Origin of the sequence: Succiniclasticum ruminis DSM 9236 (assembly GCF_900112895.1) — a bacterium.
Taxonomy (GTDB): domain Bacteria; phylum Bacillota; class Negativicutes; order Acidaminococcales; family Acidaminococcaceae; genus Succiniclasticum; species Succiniclasticum ruminis.
Genome location: NZ_FONL01000031.1, coordinates 1 through 15,997, shown reverse-complemented (window position 1 = coordinate 15,997; position 15,997 = coordinate 1). Strand labels below are relative to the sequence as shown.

The 15,997-nt window shown below is 44.4% G+C and carries 18 protein-coding genes and 1 pseudogene; 12 read left to right on the top strand and 7 right to left on the bottom strand.

What is annotated here, in order from left to right; translation table 11 throughout:
- Both BM159_RS11540 and BM159_RS11535 read right to left on the bottom strand, forming a co-directional pair.
- Nucleotides 1-509 (bottom strand): annotated as a pseudogene (locus BM159_RS11540) (hypothetical protein); the annotation flags it as partial.
- Nucleotides 510-736: 227 nt separating this feature from the next.
- A complete protein-coding gene (locus BM159_RS11535; RefSeq protein WP_093914362.1) occupies nt 737-1,291 on the bottom strand; it encodes a hypothetical protein in 555 nt (184 codons plus the stop codon).
- 389 nt (nt 1,292-1,680) lie between these two features.
- On the opposite strand from BM159_RS11535, the gene BM159_RS12075 reads away from it, so the two are divergent.
- The 3 genes from BM159_RS12075 to BM159_RS11515 all read left to right on the top strand — a co-directional run bounded on the left by BM159_RS12075 (nt 1,681) and on the right by BM159_RS11515 (nt 4,686).
- Nucleotides 1,681-2,253 carry a hypothetical protein gene (locus BM159_RS12075; RefSeq protein ID WP_177206044.1) on the top strand — a complete coding sequence of 191 codons (573 nt, stop codon included), beginning with the start codon at nt 1,681-1,683 and terminating at the stop codon, nt 2,251-2,253.
- Between the two features lie 74 nt (nt 2,254-2,327).
- Entirely contained in the window at nt 2,328-3,872 is a 1,545-nt protein-coding gene (locus BM159_RS11520; protein ID WP_093914359.1) for an AAA family ATPase, read from the top strand.
- Complete coding sequence (locus BM159_RS11515; RefSeq protein WP_093914358.1) at nt 3,865-4,686, top strand: hypothetical protein; 822 nt, start codon at nt 3,865-3,867, stop codon at nt 4,684-4,686. The genes BM159_RS11520 and BM159_RS11515 overlap by 8 nt, the downstream gene beginning before the upstream one ends.
- 3 nt (nt 4,687-4,689) lie before the next feature.
- Here BM159_RS11515 and BM159_RS12070 read toward each other — a convergent pair whose 3' ends face one another.
- The 5 genes from BM159_RS12070 to BM159_RS11490 form a co-directional block, all read right to left on the bottom strand.
- Nucleotides 4,690-4,905: a hypothetical protein gene (locus BM159_RS12070; protein ID WP_177206043.1), complete on the bottom strand. Its 216-nt coding sequence runs from the start codon at nt 4,903-4,905 to the stop codon at nt 4,690-4,692.
- Between the two features lie 73 nt (nt 4,906-4,978).
- Nucleotides 4,979-5,398, bottom strand: coding sequence for a hypothetical protein (locus BM159_RS11505; RefSeq protein WP_093914356.1), 420 nt, complete (start codon nt 5,396-5,398; stop codon nt 4,979-4,981).
- A 441-nt stretch (nt 5,399-5,839) separates the two neighbouring features.
- Entirely contained in the window at nt 5,840-6,652 is an 813-nt protein-coding gene (locus BM159_RS11500; protein WP_093914355.1) for a hypothetical protein, read from the bottom strand.
- Nucleotides 6,636-8,105: an AAA family ATPase gene (locus BM159_RS11495; protein WP_093914354.1), complete on the bottom strand. Its 1,470-nt coding sequence runs from the start codon at nt 8,103-8,105 to the stop codon at nt 6,636-6,638. Before BM159_RS11495 ends, BM159_RS11500 begins: the two co-directional genes overlap by 17 nt.
- Before the next feature lie 359 nt (nt 8,106-8,464).
- Nucleotides 8,465-8,827 carry a helix-turn-helix domain-containing protein gene (locus tag BM159_RS11490; RefSeq protein ID WP_093914353.1) on the bottom strand — a complete coding sequence of 121 codons (363 nt, stop codon included), beginning with the start codon at nt 8,825-8,827 and terminating at the stop codon, nt 8,465-8,467.
- Between the two features lie 136 nt (nt 8,828-8,963).
- Here BM159_RS11490 and BM159_RS11485 point away from each other — a divergent pair, with 136 nt between their 5' ends.
- The 9 genes from BM159_RS11485 to BM159_RS11445 all read left to right on the top strand — a co-directional run bounded on the left by BM159_RS11485 (nt 8,964) and on the right by BM159_RS11445 (nt 15,974).
- The gene (locus BM159_RS11485; RefSeq protein ID WP_093914352.1) at nt 8,964-9,311 is read left to right on the top strand and encodes a helix-turn-helix domain-containing protein; all 348 of its coding nucleotides are present in this window, start codon (nt 8,964-8,966) and stop codon (nt 9,309-9,311) included.
- Between the two features lie 121 nt (nt 9,312-9,432).
- Entirely contained in the window at nt 9,433-11,340 is a 1,908-nt protein-coding gene (locus tag BM159_RS11480) for a recombinase family protein (RefSeq protein WP_093914351.1), read from the top strand.
- On the top strand, nt 11,309-12,043 hold the full coding sequence (locus tag BM159_RS11475; protein ID WP_218149588.1) for a hypothetical protein: 735 nt from the start codon (nt 11,309-11,311) through the stop codon (nt 12,041-12,043). Before BM159_RS11480 ends, BM159_RS11475 begins: the two co-directional genes overlap by 32 nt.
- A complete protein-coding gene (locus BM159_RS11470; protein ID WP_093914350.1) occupies nt 12,043-12,408 on the top strand; it encodes a hypothetical protein in 366 nt (121 codons plus the stop codon). The genes BM159_RS11475 and BM159_RS11470 overlap by 1 nt, the downstream gene beginning before the upstream one ends.
- Before the next feature lie 11 nt (nt 12,409-12,419).
- Nucleotides 12,420-13,370: a hypothetical protein gene (locus tag BM159_RS11465; RefSeq protein WP_093914349.1), complete on the top strand. Its 951-nt coding sequence runs from the start codon at nt 12,420-12,422 to the stop codon at nt 13,368-13,370.
- Nucleotides 13,357-14,211 (top strand): DUF6551 family protein, encoded by an 855-nt coding sequence (locus tag BM159_RS11460; protein WP_093914348.1) that lies wholly within the window; start codon nt 13,357-13,359, stop codon nt 14,209-14,211. The genes BM159_RS11465 and BM159_RS11460 overlap by 14 nt, the downstream gene beginning before the upstream one ends.
- 187 nt (nt 14,212-14,398) lie before the next feature.
- A complete protein-coding gene (locus BM159_RS11455) occupies nt 14,399-14,662 on the top strand; it encodes a hypothetical protein (RefSeq protein WP_093914347.1) in 264 nt (87 codons plus the stop codon).
- A gap of 57 nt (nt 14,663-14,719) precedes the next feature.
- Nucleotides 14,720-15,100, top strand: coding sequence for a hypothetical protein (locus BM159_RS11450; protein ID WP_143089446.1), 381 nt, complete (start codon nt 14,720-14,722; stop codon nt 15,098-15,100).
- A gap of 79 nt (nt 15,101-15,179) precedes the next feature.
- Nucleotides 15,180-15,974, top strand: a complete 795-nt coding sequence (locus BM159_RS11445; RefSeq protein WP_093913387.1) for an MBL fold metallo-hydrolase — start codon at nt 15,180-15,182, stop codon at nt 15,972-15,974.
- The last annotated feature ends 23 nt before the right edge of the window (nt 15,975-15,997 follow it).

The following is a 15,997-nucleotide window of genomic DNA, read 5'->3' as shown; positions in this document are numbered from 1 at the left end:
TGTTTCGGGTTATCGACGGATGCATGCAGCAGCTTTTTGTTTTCATCAACTTTTGTCTTTGGGCAGGGAGGAGCCATTATAAAATGCCCCTTGTTCTTAGCCAGGTAATCCTTAAGATTGGCAGGCTGGGGCTTGGGTTTGGGTTTGGGTTTGGCTTTGGCTTTGGGCTTGGGACTGCTTGCCCGGGTGATTGATGGCTGCTTATTGTGCCGTTTCGTTTTGTTGCCATTATTGCCTGAATGCTGTCCTTTGCTGTCCAAATACTTCTTATAGCGCTTTTCTCGTATGGCTTTGGTCTGCGGGTAGGTGTCTTCCTCATATGCAGGGCAGTAGGCAGCATAAGAGCAGTTATGCGGCAATAAATCGCAGCTGAATTCGCCCTTTGCTCTTTTTAGCCGGAAGTGCATACATAAAAGCCAAATATTTTTCTTGAAAGGCTCATTGGTGTTTTCATACCGTGTTGCCGGGTGCATGCCAGTCCCTTTAGTCTCTTTTGGCGATTTAGCCACGGGTTCACCTTCTTTATATCCGATTGCCGATTTAGATGGGCATTACTATTATATCATTGCATCTAAGAAACTACAAAACCGCATGAAAAATGACCCGGGTTGAATACCCGCAAGAATGCATGTTGAGCCCGCCTCCCGGGGAGAAAAAGCATAGCTTGGGCACTCCGGCGAAAAACTGTTGTTGCAGAAACCGGGTGCCGCAACGGCTCAGGAGGGAACGCCCTATGTCAATAATTCACAAAGCTGCGGATTACGTGAATAGAAAGATCGTCAAATGCCTGCTTTTCTGCGAAGTTTCCCATAAATGTTATGGAATAGATATAGCCTCCGGCATAAATAGAGCCGTTTCTGGCAAAGACTTCCACACCATTTCCATCCCTTGTAACCGTATCGATCAGATAAACCTCATTGCTGTGGTCCTTGGTGAGGAGAAATCCCTGGTACAGGACCGACATTCCCATGCTGGCAATCCTGCCTTCCTGGATGGCGATGTCGTTCTTTTGCTTGAGCAGGTTTAAGACCTCCCGTTCCGTCAGGGATTCAATGCCTGAACCACGCATGTCATGTACGATGATGTGCATGGTGCAGTCGCTGCGCGTATCCGCAAGTTCAACCAACGCATTTGGGTTATAAACGGATTCATAGGTAATGGGGTAGTTGATTGAAAAGTTATACAGCGAATTTCTGTAAATGCCGTCCAAATTAAAACTGTTACCATAGCAGAGATTGGCTGCTGTAATCAACAGCACAGCCAGAATCATCACCAGAAAATTCTTTTTCATGTTCTAACATCCTTTCTGTTGAGCGTATTTCAGTTTTTTTATCCTGTCTTGATTAAATCTTACCATATTTTAAATAAATATGGTCGTTTTCAGGGCGACAAGACAAGGATAAGTTAAACCTGATCATTTTAACGTAGCTGGGATAATATGCAGGAGCTGCATAACTTAATAGTTAGACTGCTAGGTATTGAGTATTTTGTGAAAGACTATGGAACATAAAGAAAGCAAAGTTGAGAAAATAAGTATGTATCATGAAGAAAATTTGAGTAATCTAAAAATTAATAGATTTTCTACAAAAAACTTGACAACCGGAAAAGATTATGCTATATTATGCATAGACTGAAGTGGTCGGGAAAAACAATTTGTACTTGAGAAAAGGAGTGATGTCTATGTTTTTTCTTCCGATTTTAGGTGCTGCTCTTGGCGCTGTGGGCAGTGTAGGCGGTGCGGCACTTGGTACGGCCGGTGCTCTTGGTGGTGCTGCTCTTGGTGCTGCAGGTAGTGTAGGCGGTGCGGCACTTGGTACGGCCGGTGCTCTTGGTGGTGCCGCTCTTGGTGCTGCAGGTAGTGTAGGCGGTGCAGCCCTGGGTGCGGTAAGTAGTGCTGGTGGTGCAGCCTTGGGCACTGCGGGCAGTCTTGGCAGCGCGGCAGTTGCTGCTGCAACGAAGGGCTCCATGCTTCAGATGGCAGGCGTAGCGGGGACAGCCGCCTACCTGCTGAATCGACAGGCAAAAGCTGCCGAACAGCAGCGGCAGGAACTGCTTGCTGCGATGAGACGGCAGCAGCAGGAGATTGCCTACCTGCAGGCGCAGATGCGGAATCTTCGTGCCAATAGCCAGGCACGTGCCGAGTTGTATCGGCAGGAAGAGGAGGCCTGGAGCCGGTACGACGCACTGAATGCGGAGTTCCGTGATCTCACTGCTTCAGCCGAGCGTTTGCGCAGGCAACGAGTTACGGGCTAACGGATAAGCCATCCGGTTCGGCTTTTCGTCCCGGATGGCTTCAACATAATTCTTATTATGGAGGTTAAATAATAATGGAACCTAAAGCGCAATTCATTTGTTCCGGTCATGGTAAACTTGATGACTTTAACCCTGTCAAGCCTAGGGTGCGGCTAAAACGGTTAGTGCTGGACAATTTTAAAAGTGTTCAGCACGGTGAGATTGTATTTTTTGGGAAAAAAGCCGAACCAAGGTCGGTTCTTACAGGATTGTACGGACCGAACGCAACGGGAAAAACTTCCGTAATTAATGCTATTAGTTTGTTAGTTGCGTTGATGACAGGGGCAGAACTCAAAATGCAGAATGTCGGGCAGTGTGTCCGAGAAGGCGCAACGGAAGCAAGGCTTCAGTTTGAGATGGAAGTGATGTACCCTGCTTCAGAATCCAAACATACTGAATTTCAGTTGCAGAGCGTAATTTATTCATTTAGCATTCTTCCGGGCACGGAAGGGCAACTGCCCAAAATCGGCCGGGAAGAAATCCGGATGGGTGGGGACTTTGATGGAAAGAAAATCCGCCTGCAACCGGTATTTGATACGTCCTGCGAAGGCGAATATGGTTTTGGGCCGGCCAGCAAGGTTCCCTTTTTTGTGCGAAAGGACGACCCAAAGCTGGCAGCAAAGATAGGGCGTATTAAAAAGGAGGGCAACCGTTCCCTGCCTTTTTCTATGGCGCATGATTTTATGATGAATTCCCTTGTCATGTTGAAACAAGGAACAGCCAAAGCCAAAATGCCAGTTATCAAATCAGATATGTTGCGAACCCTTCTGCTTATCCCGCATTTTATTTCCGTTGTGCAAAGCAGCTCCCGGAAGCTGATTGACAGACAAGGCAACAGTTACTGGCTTAACGTTCACTTTTCACGTACACGTGATTTAAATATTCCGCTAGGGGACGAATTTATTGTACATCTAGATGCATGGAAGTATTTTGTTCCTTGGTTTAAAACGGTCAAGAAATTCCTACATGTCCTTTTACCAGATATTGAAATTGGTTATAGGGTGGTTTTTCAAGCAAAAGAAGATTATCCTCTGGATGAAACAGATAAGGGGCTCGAAAGAGCTTGGAATGCAGAACATGGAACAAATAAGACCTACGAATGGGAAAAAGGGGATAGGCTGGTCTATCTGTACAGCATCCGGGATGGAAGGGAGATATCGCTTCAACATGAATCAGAGGGCGTGCTAAAGCTGATATCAATGAGCTTTTTGCTTGTAGATGTGCTTAACGATGACAGCACATGCCTGGTCATTGATGAGATTGAAAACGGCATTTTTGAATACCTGCTCTGCCAGCTGATCGAACTGATGAAACACTACGGGCGCGGGCAGCTTATCTTTACTTCCCACAATTTTAGGATCCTGGAAGTATTGCCAAAAGAATGCATCTGGTTTGCCACAGCGGACCCAGGAAACCGTTTCGTGCGCATGAGGTACGTGGCAGCGGAAAACAACCTCCGAAGACTGTATTACCGTAAGCTAGCGCTGGGTGACCCCGCAATTAAATATTATAATGGCGGCGACATGCTTGATATATTGGATGCAGTTCAGATGGACGATGGGGATGGGAATAATGGCTAAAACCGCAGCGACTTCTTTTTGCCGAAAGTTTATTCTTTTTATTGTGGAGGGCGCGTCGGATCTCGCGTTTTTGGAATCTCCACTTCAGAAGCTGTACGATTCTGCGTTCCCTGGAAAATATAGGGTTAAAATCCATTACACAAGTGGAGACCTGATGTCAAGGCTAGATGCTAACGCAAAGACCGTGTTAAAGGCGCTTGACAGGAATGTAAAGGCCGCTCTGGATAAAGGTCGGTTCGTGTGCGAACTTGAAGATATTGAAATGATCATTCAGATCGTGGACCTAGATGGTGTGTTCATACCGAATTCATGCGTGGAATTTAAACCAGGTCAGAAAAAGGCTTGGTACGATGATAAACAGGGAAAAATATTTACTGACAAGCCGGATAAGATTAGAACCCGGAATAAAACAAAGTCTACCGTGCTCAGGGAATTGATCCAGAAAAGAGAACTCTTTTTCAAATCGAAAAGGAAAAAAGGGAAAACGGCTGAAGAACCGGAAAAACTGGTTATTCCTTATAGAGTATTCTTCTTTTCTTGTAACGCCGACCATGTTTTTCTTAACGAAGCGAATCTAAAAATGGATGATATAAAAACAACAGAGAAAGAAAAAAAGAAGCGTTCAAACGAGTTTCAAGAAAGGGCAGAACAGCAGCCTTATCTGTTTGAGAATCGAATCCTGGAATTTTCAACGAACAAATTGGAGTACGAGGAAAGCTGGAAATGGCCGGAAGCTGGAGTAAATTCTCTCCAAAGAAGGACCAATCTTGATATTTTGGTGAAACCCCTGTTAAATACGGCGCAATTGACCTGATTGCTAAAAATATGCTGCTCTGAAGCTTGGCTTGGTTTTGTTATAATACACATAGAGAGGCTGAAGGTCATGAGAAACTTTTTTATGGAAGCCTTCATGATAAAAAGGCATGCCCCGTGTTGCCAAATGCCCTGATTGCGGTCCGATGGAAGGCTTTTGGGGAATCCTTAAGCGAGAAAGATATTTACAAGCGGGCAAACTTTTTACATCACCTTGCATGATAAAACCTCCTGTGTTGTTAGGCATATCAAACTTAACACAGGAGGCTTTTTTACGGTTATTTGAATACTGATTATTTCCTCAGCCTTTTGACGTACAATTTAAAAAAAAATTTCTTTTCGTTATCATTAAAAACCGCAAATTCTGGTGCATTATTTAAAATTTCCATTGCGTATACCTCTGCTTTTTCATATGCATCCTTTTTATTTAAATAGATTTGTATTACTGCTTCATTAATTATATTTAGGAAAAAAATGCCTGCCAGTAAAATCAGCATATTCGTATGCAGGGTGTCATTCTTTACATTAATCACATTAGATGAAAGCAATATAAGCAATATAAGAGAAATATCAACAATTAAATTATATAAATTCATTTTTATACAACAAGTAAACTGGGCTTTATTTTCCACCGTGTTTTCCAATCTATATAATTCATACGTCAGTTTCAGTAACATTAATGAGGCTTTATTGGTTCTGAAAATTTTGGACATTATTCTTTGATCTTCCCCTTCATTCGATGAAATACGATACTTCTTTTTCGCTGAGTCATATATATCTAACCGAAATGCAATTTATAAGGTTGAATTAGACTTTACAAATAGTCTAAACGAATAATATGAACATGTCAATGCCGTTAAATTCGTGGATGAAAATAGCGAACCGCTGATAGTGTGCCACAGAACATACGGAGATATCGCAACTTTTGACTATTAATTGTGGGGGTGAAAATATACATTTGCATAACTTGTGAAAAAGCTATACGGAAACTTGAATGAAGACTACAATATCGGCATCCTTTTGGATGCCGATATTGGGCCTAATTTTTATAGCTTTTTTGTGTACAAGGTATTCACATTAGATTTGAATGTATGTATTAGAAATAACATCCCCGTCTATAAATGAAAGCGGATGATTACTGCCTTTTGGCGGGTTTAATCTTCGACTGGAGTTTCCGGGGCATCGGTTTCTTTAGCATTCTTTTTACTTTCAAAAAACAGATTGAGGTTTGTATGGCGATTAAGGGAGTTCGTTCCTTGGAATGTTTCTTCCCATGAATCTTCGTATGACATACCCGGGGATGCGGTCAAAGCAGTATTGGCAAAAGTCTCGTTGAAATTATCCGGATTGTCATAACAGTATTCCGCGAATTCTCTGGCCCTGTTGCATTTTTCTTCCGGTTCCAGGTTTGCCTCGCCGTATAAAAAATGGTCCAGATTACTGGAAAAATAATATACGCTGTAAGGAATACTTTTGGCCTTTATATCGACGCACTTCATAGTCAACATTTTTTTGATGTTTGCCGCTTTTCTGTGATTTCTCTCTCTAATATTATCCGCGTTATACGTGACTATACAGTCGTCTTTATAAATGTTTTCTTTCTTTTCTGCCAGGGATTCGTCACAAAGGACTTTGTCGTCTGGAATAAAAGTTCCGTCCAAATCAACGATATGTACAAGCTCTGCCAGATCCTTTTCATACAGACCATAATTTGCGGCAAGTTTTCTAATATACAATTTATGTATACATTTTTCAAGACAATCGGGATCGATTCCTTTTTTTGAGGTGAAATCCCCGCCCTGTTTACCGTCATCGTCCATCAGGACCAACCGGGTTATGACGTTGTCATAATACTTGCTGCAGAATTTTTCGATTTCGTTGCTTAAAGCAATGACTTCGCTTTGCCCCTCTACCAAGAATATTACAACTTTTTTGCGCTCTTTTTTGTTTTTAGCTGTTTTTGCCATACCGTTCCTTCTTTCTTGCTCCGGCCTTCTGGAACGCCATGGCGATTTCATACTGTTGTCCGCTTTCATACATATCCTCGTCCTGGCCTCCCAGCAGAATGTCACGGAAATAGAGCTTGCGCAAATTGCTTGTCCGCTTTACACCCTTGAACTGAATGTATCGGTTAGCGGGATTTGCAGTTGTGAAATAGAGGTATTTGTTGCTAATAACTTCCAGCGGTCTCAGGTTGTGCGAGGTAAAGATGAACTGGCCCTGTCCGGAAGATTCTATCAGCTGCAGGATCTCGCCCAGAAGATATTCAAAAATTCCGGCGTCGAATTCGTCGATAGCCACAGTGCATGAGGGGTCATTATATACGGCTACCAGCAGGTTCAGTACGGAAATAAGGCGCCTTACGCCGTCAGCCTCGCATCGCAGCGGGAGTTCACGACCGTTACGGACAGCCATCAGTTCGAACGTATGTCCCTGTGACCCGTCCTTCATTATGGTCGTAGTGATTTCCTTCATGCAGACGGACAGGCCGGGTATCAGCTTGCTTACAACAACGTTGATATCTTCTAACTGGTCCTGCATCATGGAGAAAAAGACGTTGTTTAACGTGTTGGGCTTGCTAACGTTAAGCGTCAGTATTCCAAATCTGGTGTAGAAAGGAATTCCCAGGTTGGAACGTATCATACCGGACATATCTGTGGTAACAATATGTAAATAGTAAAAAGCGAAAAACTTAAGTTCCAAAATCACCTGAAAATACTCAGAATAACCGTAATCTCTGAATATCTCTATTGTTTCGTCCATAAAAACAAGTGATGTTGCTCTTTCCTGCGCCAGCTTTTTGTTGATTGCGAAGTCGATCACTGTTTTCTGGCTTACATTGGGCAACAGGACTTTCACCTTGGAATCGGGTGAGAAGAGCGACGCTTTGGTGCTCATGTCTATAACGGGATGCAGTCTCACCGTTTTGTTTTCAAAGTTTCCGCCCATACGAATAACTTCATCAAACACCATCGGCTTCATTTTTGGATTTTGTCCGCCTGTCGCAGGGGACATCAGATCCTGATTTGCTTCATGGTTCTTTACAGCAGATAAAGATAATTCATAGGAGACGGTCCTTTTTCGCCCGTCAGGATACCGCAAATCAAAGACATAAACCAGCCGTGCAGAATCAGCATCTTTTGCAATGCATTCTGCAAAGCGCTCTTTCAAGGTCTCTCCCATCAGGCAACGCCTCAGGATGCACAAAGCGTCAATAAAAGACGTTTTTCCTGAGCCGTTTTGACCATACAGTCCTAAAATATCTGCCTGAGTGCCGGACTCGTCCTTTTCCCGTCCGCAGTTAAATACGATTTCGCCGTGCTCCACATTTTTAAGATTGTTGAGCTCGATTTTTTGAAGACGAATCGTAGGCAGGCATTTTCCGTGTTCACTTTTAAAATATTCAGAATTAAACATCATAGCGGTCTTATCTCCATTCTCTAAACTAATTAAGAAATTTTGTGCCTTTATTATATTTCATCTAGAAGAAGATGTCAAGCGAAATTTAAAAAAGATATTTTTTATTCCAAATAAAGTTTTCGCATGTACGGCAAATGATTGGAGACGGGGTTGGTGTTGCTATCGTAAAACTGAAAAGGGTGGTCAACGCCGCTAAACAAAAGTAAATAACAAAGAAAAAATAGACGATTGGCCATCACGGCATTGATGCTAAAGGAACAGTATTCCACTGGCAGCTGATGATACACTGTTTTTTTGTTTATCATACCAATAGCGCTACTACTACACCATTAGTACATTGTCTGGAAGGAATTAGATGGTTATGATTTATCCGTGATGATTAACCATCGGTTTTCCTCTAAGCTATATCTTGTTGCCAGAGCAATGTCCAAAATGATACGCCGTTCATAGCTGGAACATCCCGCAATCAGGCGGCTCAGTTCTGCGTCACATCTATACCTGCTGGCAGTCAGATTCTCTGCGATAAGCTGATCTGCAGTAACGTCCAAAGCATTGGCGATTCTGACAAGCATTTCCAAGCTGGCTTTTTTCCGACCGGTTTCAATATGGCTGATGTATTGTGGGGAGGAATCTGTCATCTCCGCAAGTTTTTCCTGGGATAGGTTGTTTCGTATCCTTTCCTGCCGGATGCGGCGGCCGATGTGTTTGTAATTCAAATTCATGTTTTCATCTCCCGTCAGGTAAAATTCATAACCATTATGCGTACTATAGTAATGATTATATACTATAGGCTATTTTAAATATAGCCTATTCAAGATAATATTGTCAATAGTAGAGATTGTGAAGGGAGCTTCCGTGATGGATGGTAATTTGAAAGGGGTCGGCGTTAGAATCAGGGACGCAAGAAAGAAGCGTGGTTTGAGTCAGGCTGAACTTGCTGAAAGACTGAATATTTCCCTTTCCCATATGGGCGACATAGAAACGGGGAGAACAAACTTTGGGGTGGACATCCTCATGCGCATAACAGAAGTCCTTCAGATTTCCGCAGATTTGCTGCTCCGCACAGATGTACCGGAAGTGAATGCTATATTTGCAAGCGAGTTTCAGGAAATCACAGAAGGCTGTACCATTTCTGAAAAGGAAGCGATGCTTCAGACTCTACGCAGCATGAAGGCTGTTTTTATAGATAACCGGAAACGGAAATAATCCTGAATCTAATATTTTTTTATAAAACTATAACCACAGGTAGGGAACTATACCTGTGGTTATTTCTTTTTCCTGAAAATATTCTTTATAATGGCTGTGATAACAGTTATGGAGGAGTAGTATGAAAGAGACCCCGCTATCCAGGGAACAACAGAAAGAGAAAATCAGGGAACGGTACAAAGGCATAGACCCGGGTGTGCTGGAAGTTATCCCTGCAAGGAAAAGACCTGATTTTTATGATGACGTCCCCCGAAGGGTGGCTGTCTATGTCCGTGTATCAACGGATAACATAAACCAGACGTCCTCTTATGAATTGCAGAAGAATTATTATGAGGACATGGTGAAGCGTCATGAGAACTGGACCCTGGTCAAAATTTATGCGGATGAGGGCATCTCTGGGACATCCCTGAAAAAGAGGGAAGATTTCGTCCGTATGATCCGGGATTGCAAGGACGGGAAAATCGACATGATAATCACCAAAAGCGTATCCCGTTTTGCGCGGAATATTGTTGATTGTATTGGCATCACCCGTGAACTTGGCTCACTAAAACCACCTGTGGGGGTATTTTTCGAGACGGAGCATATTTTCACCCTGAAGGATGATGCGGAGATGGGTCTTTCCTTTCTTGCCACCATCGCGCAGGAGGAAAGCCATGTGAAATCTAACATAATGAACGCTTCCATAGAGATGCGCTTTTCCCATGGTATCGTGTTGACTCCCGTTCTTCTGGGGTATGACCATGACGAAAACGGTGAACTCGTTATCAATGAGGAGGAAGCCAAGACGGTACGCCTGATTTTTTTCATGTACCTGTACGGCTATACCTGCCGGCAAATCGCCGAGACGTTGACAGCGCTGGAGTGCGAGACTAAAAAGGGGAACACCACATGGTCTCCGGCATCCATACTGCAGCAGCTCAGAAATGAACGGCACTGTGGGGACGTGCTCACCCGTAAGACATTTACCCCCAGTTACCTGAACCATAAATCCAAAAAGAACACCGGCGACCGTACACAGCATCGGTGGCGGGAACACCATGAGGCCATCATCTCCATGGATGATTTCATTGCAGTACAGCATCTTATAGATAATGCGAAATACGGGAACAAGGGGATACTTCCGGAACTGCAGGTCATTCGGGAAGGCGCATTGAAGGGCTTCGTATCCGTCAATCCACGCTGGTCCGGTTTCAGAGATGTGGATTATGAAGTAGCATCTGAAAGCGTGTACAGTGAAGACGTTATCGGCTCTTCCGAACCTATGCAAATTGAAGCCAAATCCGGAGATTTTGATTTTCGCGGATTTGAGATTGCCAGGTCTCAGTTTTTTGACAGTATTGAGAAGACTTGTGTTACTTTCTCTTTAAAAACAGTAAAGTTCAACAAAACCTGCCTGCAAAAACTGGGAAATGTAGAGTTTATCGAGATGCTGGTGCATCCGAAGGAACACCTTATTGCTATCAGACAAACTACAAAGGATGACCGAAATGCGATACGTTGGGGAAAACCGAATGAAAAAGGAGGATGTGAGCCGAGAACCATTACAGGAGTTGCGTTCCTAAAGACTATCTACTCGCTGTTTTGCTGGGAACCGGAATACCGCTACCGCGTCCAGGGTGTGCGCAGACATAAGAACATGGAGAGCGTGATACTATTTGATATGAAGGAAACGGAAGTGTTCATGCCTCGGGATATGATTTTGAACGGTAGCGATGGTGAAGTGGAAAATTTGTTGGGTAAAGATGTGCAACCGGTCGTTCCCAATACACGTAGTTCCATAAAAGCATATCCTTCTGCGTGGGCGGATAACTTTGGCAGCAACTATTATCGTCATGCCCAAGCAAGGGAACTATCCACTATCGATATTGACGGGGCATGGCAGATAACTGAAAAGGCGCAGCCCTTTTCCAACACGGAACTGAACACTACCCCGCCGGATGAACTGGCGCAGGGAATCAATAGAATCATTGAGGAGAAAAAACAGGGGAGGAAGACGGATGGAGCAGACAGTACCGGAAACAGGGCGTAAAAGAACAGCTGTGGATGGACCGTCATGCATGGGAAAACCTCCGGATTCAGGTAAAGGGGAGGCATCCTATGCGGAGGATGAAATTGTACAGGACGATTCCTTCAGTTACAAGGGTTATCAGGTGGTGCGGGGAGAATTCTTTGCCCATATGTATGAACCGTCCTTGTGTTTCAACCAGAGCAAGGTGTATGTCAACATGGGATGCCTGAGGCGGATGCAGGACGTCAACTATGTACAGATACTGGTGAATTCGGGGGAGAAGAAGCTGGTGATTCGTCCTGCTGGCGAGGATGAAAAAGACGCGTTCCTGTGGTGCAGCGTAAAAAACAATGTCAGGAGACCCAAGCAGATAACGTGCAGAGTGTTTTTCGCAAAAATCATAAACCTGATGTCATGGAACGCAGACTACAGATACAAGCTGCTGGGGAAAGTGATTCGGAGCGGGGAAGAAAAACTGATAGTGTTCGACCTGACGGCGACAGAGATATATCTGAGGAAAACCAAGGAAGGGGAGAAGCCGAAGACTGCGAGACGCCCTGTGTTCCCTGCCGAATGGGAAAATCAGTTCGGACTTCCGGTGGAGGAGCATCGAAAACTCCTGCAGGTCAATATCTTTAACGGCTATACGGTGTTTGGCATTCAGGAGCATAACAAGGTGGCGGAAAAAACCTCCGAGAAAAAAACGCAGGAGGAGAACGAATAATGGAAGAATCTACAGTTTTTAGACCATCTATAGTGGTCGACATGAAAAAGAACAGAATACGTATCCATAAGAATACATTGCATGCGTTGGGCGACCCCGGTTTCGTCATGCTCATCATCAACCCTGAGGAACATACTCTTGGGATAAAGTGCAGCATGCAGGATGAAAAAAGGGCGCACCGTGTTCGCAAAAGCACAGTGAAAAAAGATTGCGAACTGTACAGCAAATCCCTGATGTACGCGCTCCATGAACTCTGTCCGGAATGGAATGGTAGAAAAAGCTACAGAATCGAGGGGGAAATCATATCAGGGGAACACATGGCGGTTTTTTCCATGGAAGATCCGTCCTGTCAGGTCATTGAATAGGAGGGCTGTCCATGGAACAGCAGTTGTACCAGTTGGAGACGGACCCGGCGCTAAAACGCCTGGTGGCCCGGTTGGATTTGGTAGAGTTCAGCGATATGGAGGAAGATATCAGGAGTTGCGGAGGTGAAAAAGGCGTAAAGGTCTGGGGGAGGACGATTCTTGTAGATCATGAGTATTACGAATACTGCCACAGGGAGAGTATCCCGTTCTGTCTGGTGAGCATTTCCTTGGACAGCTATCAGGAAGCGGTCGCATGGATCTGCAAGAACCAGCTTCTTCGAAAGTCGCTGACGGAGGAAATGAGAAAATACCTGATTGGGAAAAGAAGTCTTGCGGAGCGGACGATAGGGCTCGTTCAGATGCGGAAGCTGGGGGAGAGTGCTGCAGGGCAGGAACACCCCGTCATGAAGCTTGCGAAGCATAATGTTTCCCGTACTCATGTCAGGGAACGAATCGGGGCAGAATATTCCCTTGCATATATGACTGTCAGAAAATATGAATCCTATACACTGGCGCTGGATATGGTACGGACCCATTCCCCAGAATTTGTGGACGAGCATCTTGCAGGAAAGTTGAAACTGTCCTTTGAGAAGGTGTACAAACTGGCCTCACTTCCCCCGGATGCTGCCAGCAGCGAGTGTCTTCGATTGATGACGGAGCCTCAGGAAGCTGGACAGTGGTCTGTCAAAAGCCGTTGTGGGGCAAAAGAGGGCAGTGCCGGAACGGTGGCTACTGTATCGATAAAGGATATGCCTGCCTATGACCCGGACGCGGAAATCGTCAGCCTTTCCCTCACCATACCTTCTTGGGTCAGCAGTATCATCCGAGTCAGGGGAACATCAAACATGGAAGAGATTTCGACGGAGGCAAGAGACCGTCTGAAAAAGGAACTCACCGGTCTGAAATCAACTGTAGATAAAATGCTTTACGCATTAAGGGGGAATCCTAATGAAAGAGTATGACGAGTTTGTGCCGGATGTTCATTTTGAGTTGATACCGATAAAAAGGTTGGTATCCAACCAGGACTACCAAAGGAGCCTGTCCGTGCAGCACGTAAAAAAAACGGCGGAGAATTTTGACCTCTATCAGATAAACCCGGTCAAGGTCAGCCGCCGTAATGGGATAAATTATGTTTTCAACGGTCAGCATACGATCGAGGTGGTGGCGCTTGTCTCAGGTTCCCGTGATACTCCGGTATGGTGCATGGTCTATGATGACATGGATTACAAGGTCGAGGCGGATGTATTTGCTAATCAGCAGAGATTCGTCAAAGGACTTGCTCCGTATGAGATATTTATGGCCAACATTGAGGCGGAGAATGAGACCCAGATGGCCATAAAATCATTGGTGGAATCCTACGACTTGAAGATATCCAAAACCAAAGCGCCGGGAATGATATGCGCGGTATCTTCATTGGAATGCATTTATAAAAAATACGGGTTCCATGTCCTCGACCGTTCGATACGGCTTTGCGTCGGGGCGTGGGAAGGGGAGGCAGGCTCATTGTCTTCGGGTATTCTCAAGGGCATAGCGATACTGATTGCTGCTTTCGGAGATACTCTCAGGGATGATGTTTTCAAGGAGAAGGTCGGCGCATATTCATCTCGTGAGATATCCCGCCTGGCAAAGGAACGCAAGGCTGGGTCGATGGGATTTGCCGAGGCGATGATGATAGCCTATAACCGCAAGGTCAAGAAGGGACTGAGCTGGGTAAAGTTGTATTCTGGCAAAAAAGCTCTGCCCCCTGATATTGAGGCAGATATGGAAAATGAGGACGAGGAGGAGTATAGTCAGGAAGTCTGAGAATACAAATAAAAGGAACGTGCTGTCTTAACACGACGAAAATAGAGTATCGGATAACTGACAAATTGCAGTTTTTTTCACAGCCGTAGATTTTTCCGCGGATGTTTTGTTATAATGAATTATAGATGAGACTGTTGATACAAATCGCGATTTAAAGGAACATGATAGCCATTCAGGAGCTGTTAGTATGTTTGAAGTAATCTGTAGGGAAATTAAAATCATGCTGGTAGACACCTGGGTTTTGGGGCTGACATTAGAAGTCTGCCTGATTTATTTCCTGGGTATGGCTGTACTGTCTAATTGGCAAAACAACAAAGCAATTTCTGTCGGATTAGTGCTGTTGGGTATTTTTGCTTTTGTAAAGACAATTATGCTGTTGTATGTTTCCAACCCGTTTTTCTGCATAGCTATGGTTATAGTCGGATTATGTATGTTATGGCTGTTTAGATAAAAGAGGATTATATACAGGCTGATTTCGTAACATGATTTCAGATTAGGCATAAGTATTATGAGCAATATTATATGTTTTAATAGTTCGGCACCAAAAGAAGAATGGCTTACCATGTCCAATCAGGGGACAGATTGTTTTTTGGAATTGATAATCAAAGCAGCCTCTGATATAGCCATGACAGAAAGTCAGAAAGATCTAATCAATTATCTAATAGAACGCAAAGATGTGAATGAAATTGCTCCGGGAACAGTTTCATTTGACATTGATGAGATGCCGTGGAATCCGCGTTCATTACATGAAGATGTAAGCTATATGCTTGGAATAATTGAGATTGCCAAAGATCCGGATTCTTGGAAACAGCTCGATTATAGCCCGAATGAGCAAATCATTATTCCATGGCTGGAAAGATTTGCCGAAATGATTAAGAAAATGGACTGACAAATTGAAGTTTTTCTAACAGCCGTAGATTTTTCTGCGGCTGTTTTGCTATAATTAAAAAAAACGGTGGAGGTGCTTTATGGAAATCAAACAGATTCGCAATGCAACGATTCGCGTTTTATATGCAGGCAAGACGTTTCTGATAGATCCCTGGCTTTTGGAAAAAGGACGGATGGGATGTTTTTTGGATATCCCGAATCATCCGTTTCATGTTCCGGATACAGCGAAAGAAGGGATACCGATGCCAATGTGCGCGCTGCCTGAACCGGTAGAGGAAATACTGAAAGGCGTAGACTATTATATTGTAACGCATATTCATCCTGACCATGTTGACATGGCGCCGGATGGCACGGTAGGAGGATTGTTGGACAAAACGGTGCCTGTTTTGGTGCAGAATGAAACAGACGGCAAGGTGTTCCGTGCATCCGGCTTTGAACAGGTCCTTGTGTTAGGGGAAACCGCGTATGCCTGCGGTGATGTTTCAATCACCCGGACACCGGCGTTGCATGGCGTGATAGAACCCTGCGGAGAAGCATGCGGTGTTTTATTTCAGGCAAAACAGGAAAAGACACTGTATGTTGCAGGGGATACGATCTGGACTACAGAAATAAAAAAGACGCTGCAGACTTTTACGCCGGATGTGGTGGTATTGAACGCCTGCGCTGCGGAACTGGTCGGTTTTGGACGGTTAATCATGAATGACGAAGATGTGGAAGCGGTTGCCAGGACCGTACCGGATGCGCAGATTGTCATCAGCCATATGGATACAGTGGCGCATGCATCCATAACCCGTTATACAATGCGCGGCTTGCTGGCAAAGCGCGGCGTGGAATATTTGATGCCTGAAGACGGGGAGACGCTGGCGTTTAACTGAACAGAACCCGGTTTTATAAATTG

Coding starts and splice junctions, on each gene's coding strand:
- BM159_RS11535 (WP_093914362.1), bottom strand. CDS start 1,291: ATGAAAAAGAATTTTCTGGTGATGATTCTGGCTGTGCTGTTGATTACA.
- BM159_RS12075 (WP_177206044.1), top strand. CDS start 1,681: ATGTTTTTTCTTCCGATTTTAGGTGCTGCTCTTGGCGCTGTGGGCAGT.
- BM159_RS11520 (WP_093914359.1), top strand. CDS start 2,328: ATGGAACCTAAAGCGCAATTCATTTGTTCCGGTCATGGTAAACTTGAT.
- BM159_RS11515 (WP_093914358.1), top strand. CDS start 3,865: ATGGCTAAAACCGCAGCGACTTCTTTTTGCCGAAAGTTTATTCTTTTT.
- BM159_RS12070 (WP_177206043.1), bottom strand. CDS start 4,905: ATGCAAGGTGATGTAAAAAGTTTGCCCGCTTGTAAATATCTTTCTCGC.
- BM159_RS11505 (WP_093914356.1), bottom strand. CDS start 5,398: ATGTCCAAAATTTTCAGAACCAATAAAGCCTCATTAATGTTACTGAAA.
- BM159_RS11500 (WP_093914355.1), bottom strand. CDS start 6,652: ATGGCAAAAACAGCTAAAAACAAAAAAGAGCGCAAAAAAGTTGTAATA.
- BM159_RS11495 (WP_093914354.1), bottom strand. CDS start 8,105: ATGATGTTTAATTCTGAATATTTTAAAAGTGAACACGGAAAATGCCTG.
- BM159_RS11490 (WP_093914353.1), bottom strand. CDS start 8,827: ATGAATTTGAATTACAAACACATCGGCCGCCGCATCCGGCAGGAAAGG.
- BM159_RS11485 (WP_093914352.1), top strand. CDS start 8,964: ATGGATGGTAATTTGAAAGGGGTCGGCGTTAGAATCAGGGACGCAAGA.
- BM159_RS11480 (WP_093914351.1), top strand. CDS start 9,433: ATGAAAGAGACCCCGCTATCCAGGGAACAACAGAAAGAGAAAATCAGG.
- BM159_RS11475 (WP_218149588.1), top strand. CDS start 11,309: ATGGAGCAGACAGTACCGGAAACAGGGCGTAAAAGAACAGCTGTGGAT.
- BM159_RS11470 (WP_093914350.1), top strand. CDS start 12,043: ATGGAAGAATCTACAGTTTTTAGACCATCTATAGTGGTCGACATGAAA.
- BM159_RS11465 (WP_093914349.1), top strand. CDS start 12,420: ATGGAACAGCAGTTGTACCAGTTGGAGACGGACCCGGCGCTAAAACGC.
- BM159_RS11460 (WP_093914348.1), top strand. CDS start 13,357: ATGAAAGAGTATGACGAGTTTGTGCCGGATGTTCATTTTGAGTTGATA.
- BM159_RS11455 (WP_093914347.1), top strand. CDS start 14,399: ATGTTTGAAGTAATCTGTAGGGAAATTAAAATCATGCTGGTAGACACC.
- BM159_RS11450 (WP_143089446.1), top strand. CDS start 14,720: ATGAGCAATATTATATGTTTTAATAGTTCGGCACCAAAAGAAGAATGG.
- BM159_RS11445 (WP_093913387.1), top strand. CDS start 15,180: ATGGAAATCAAACAGATTCGCAATGCAACGATTCGCGTTTTATATGCA.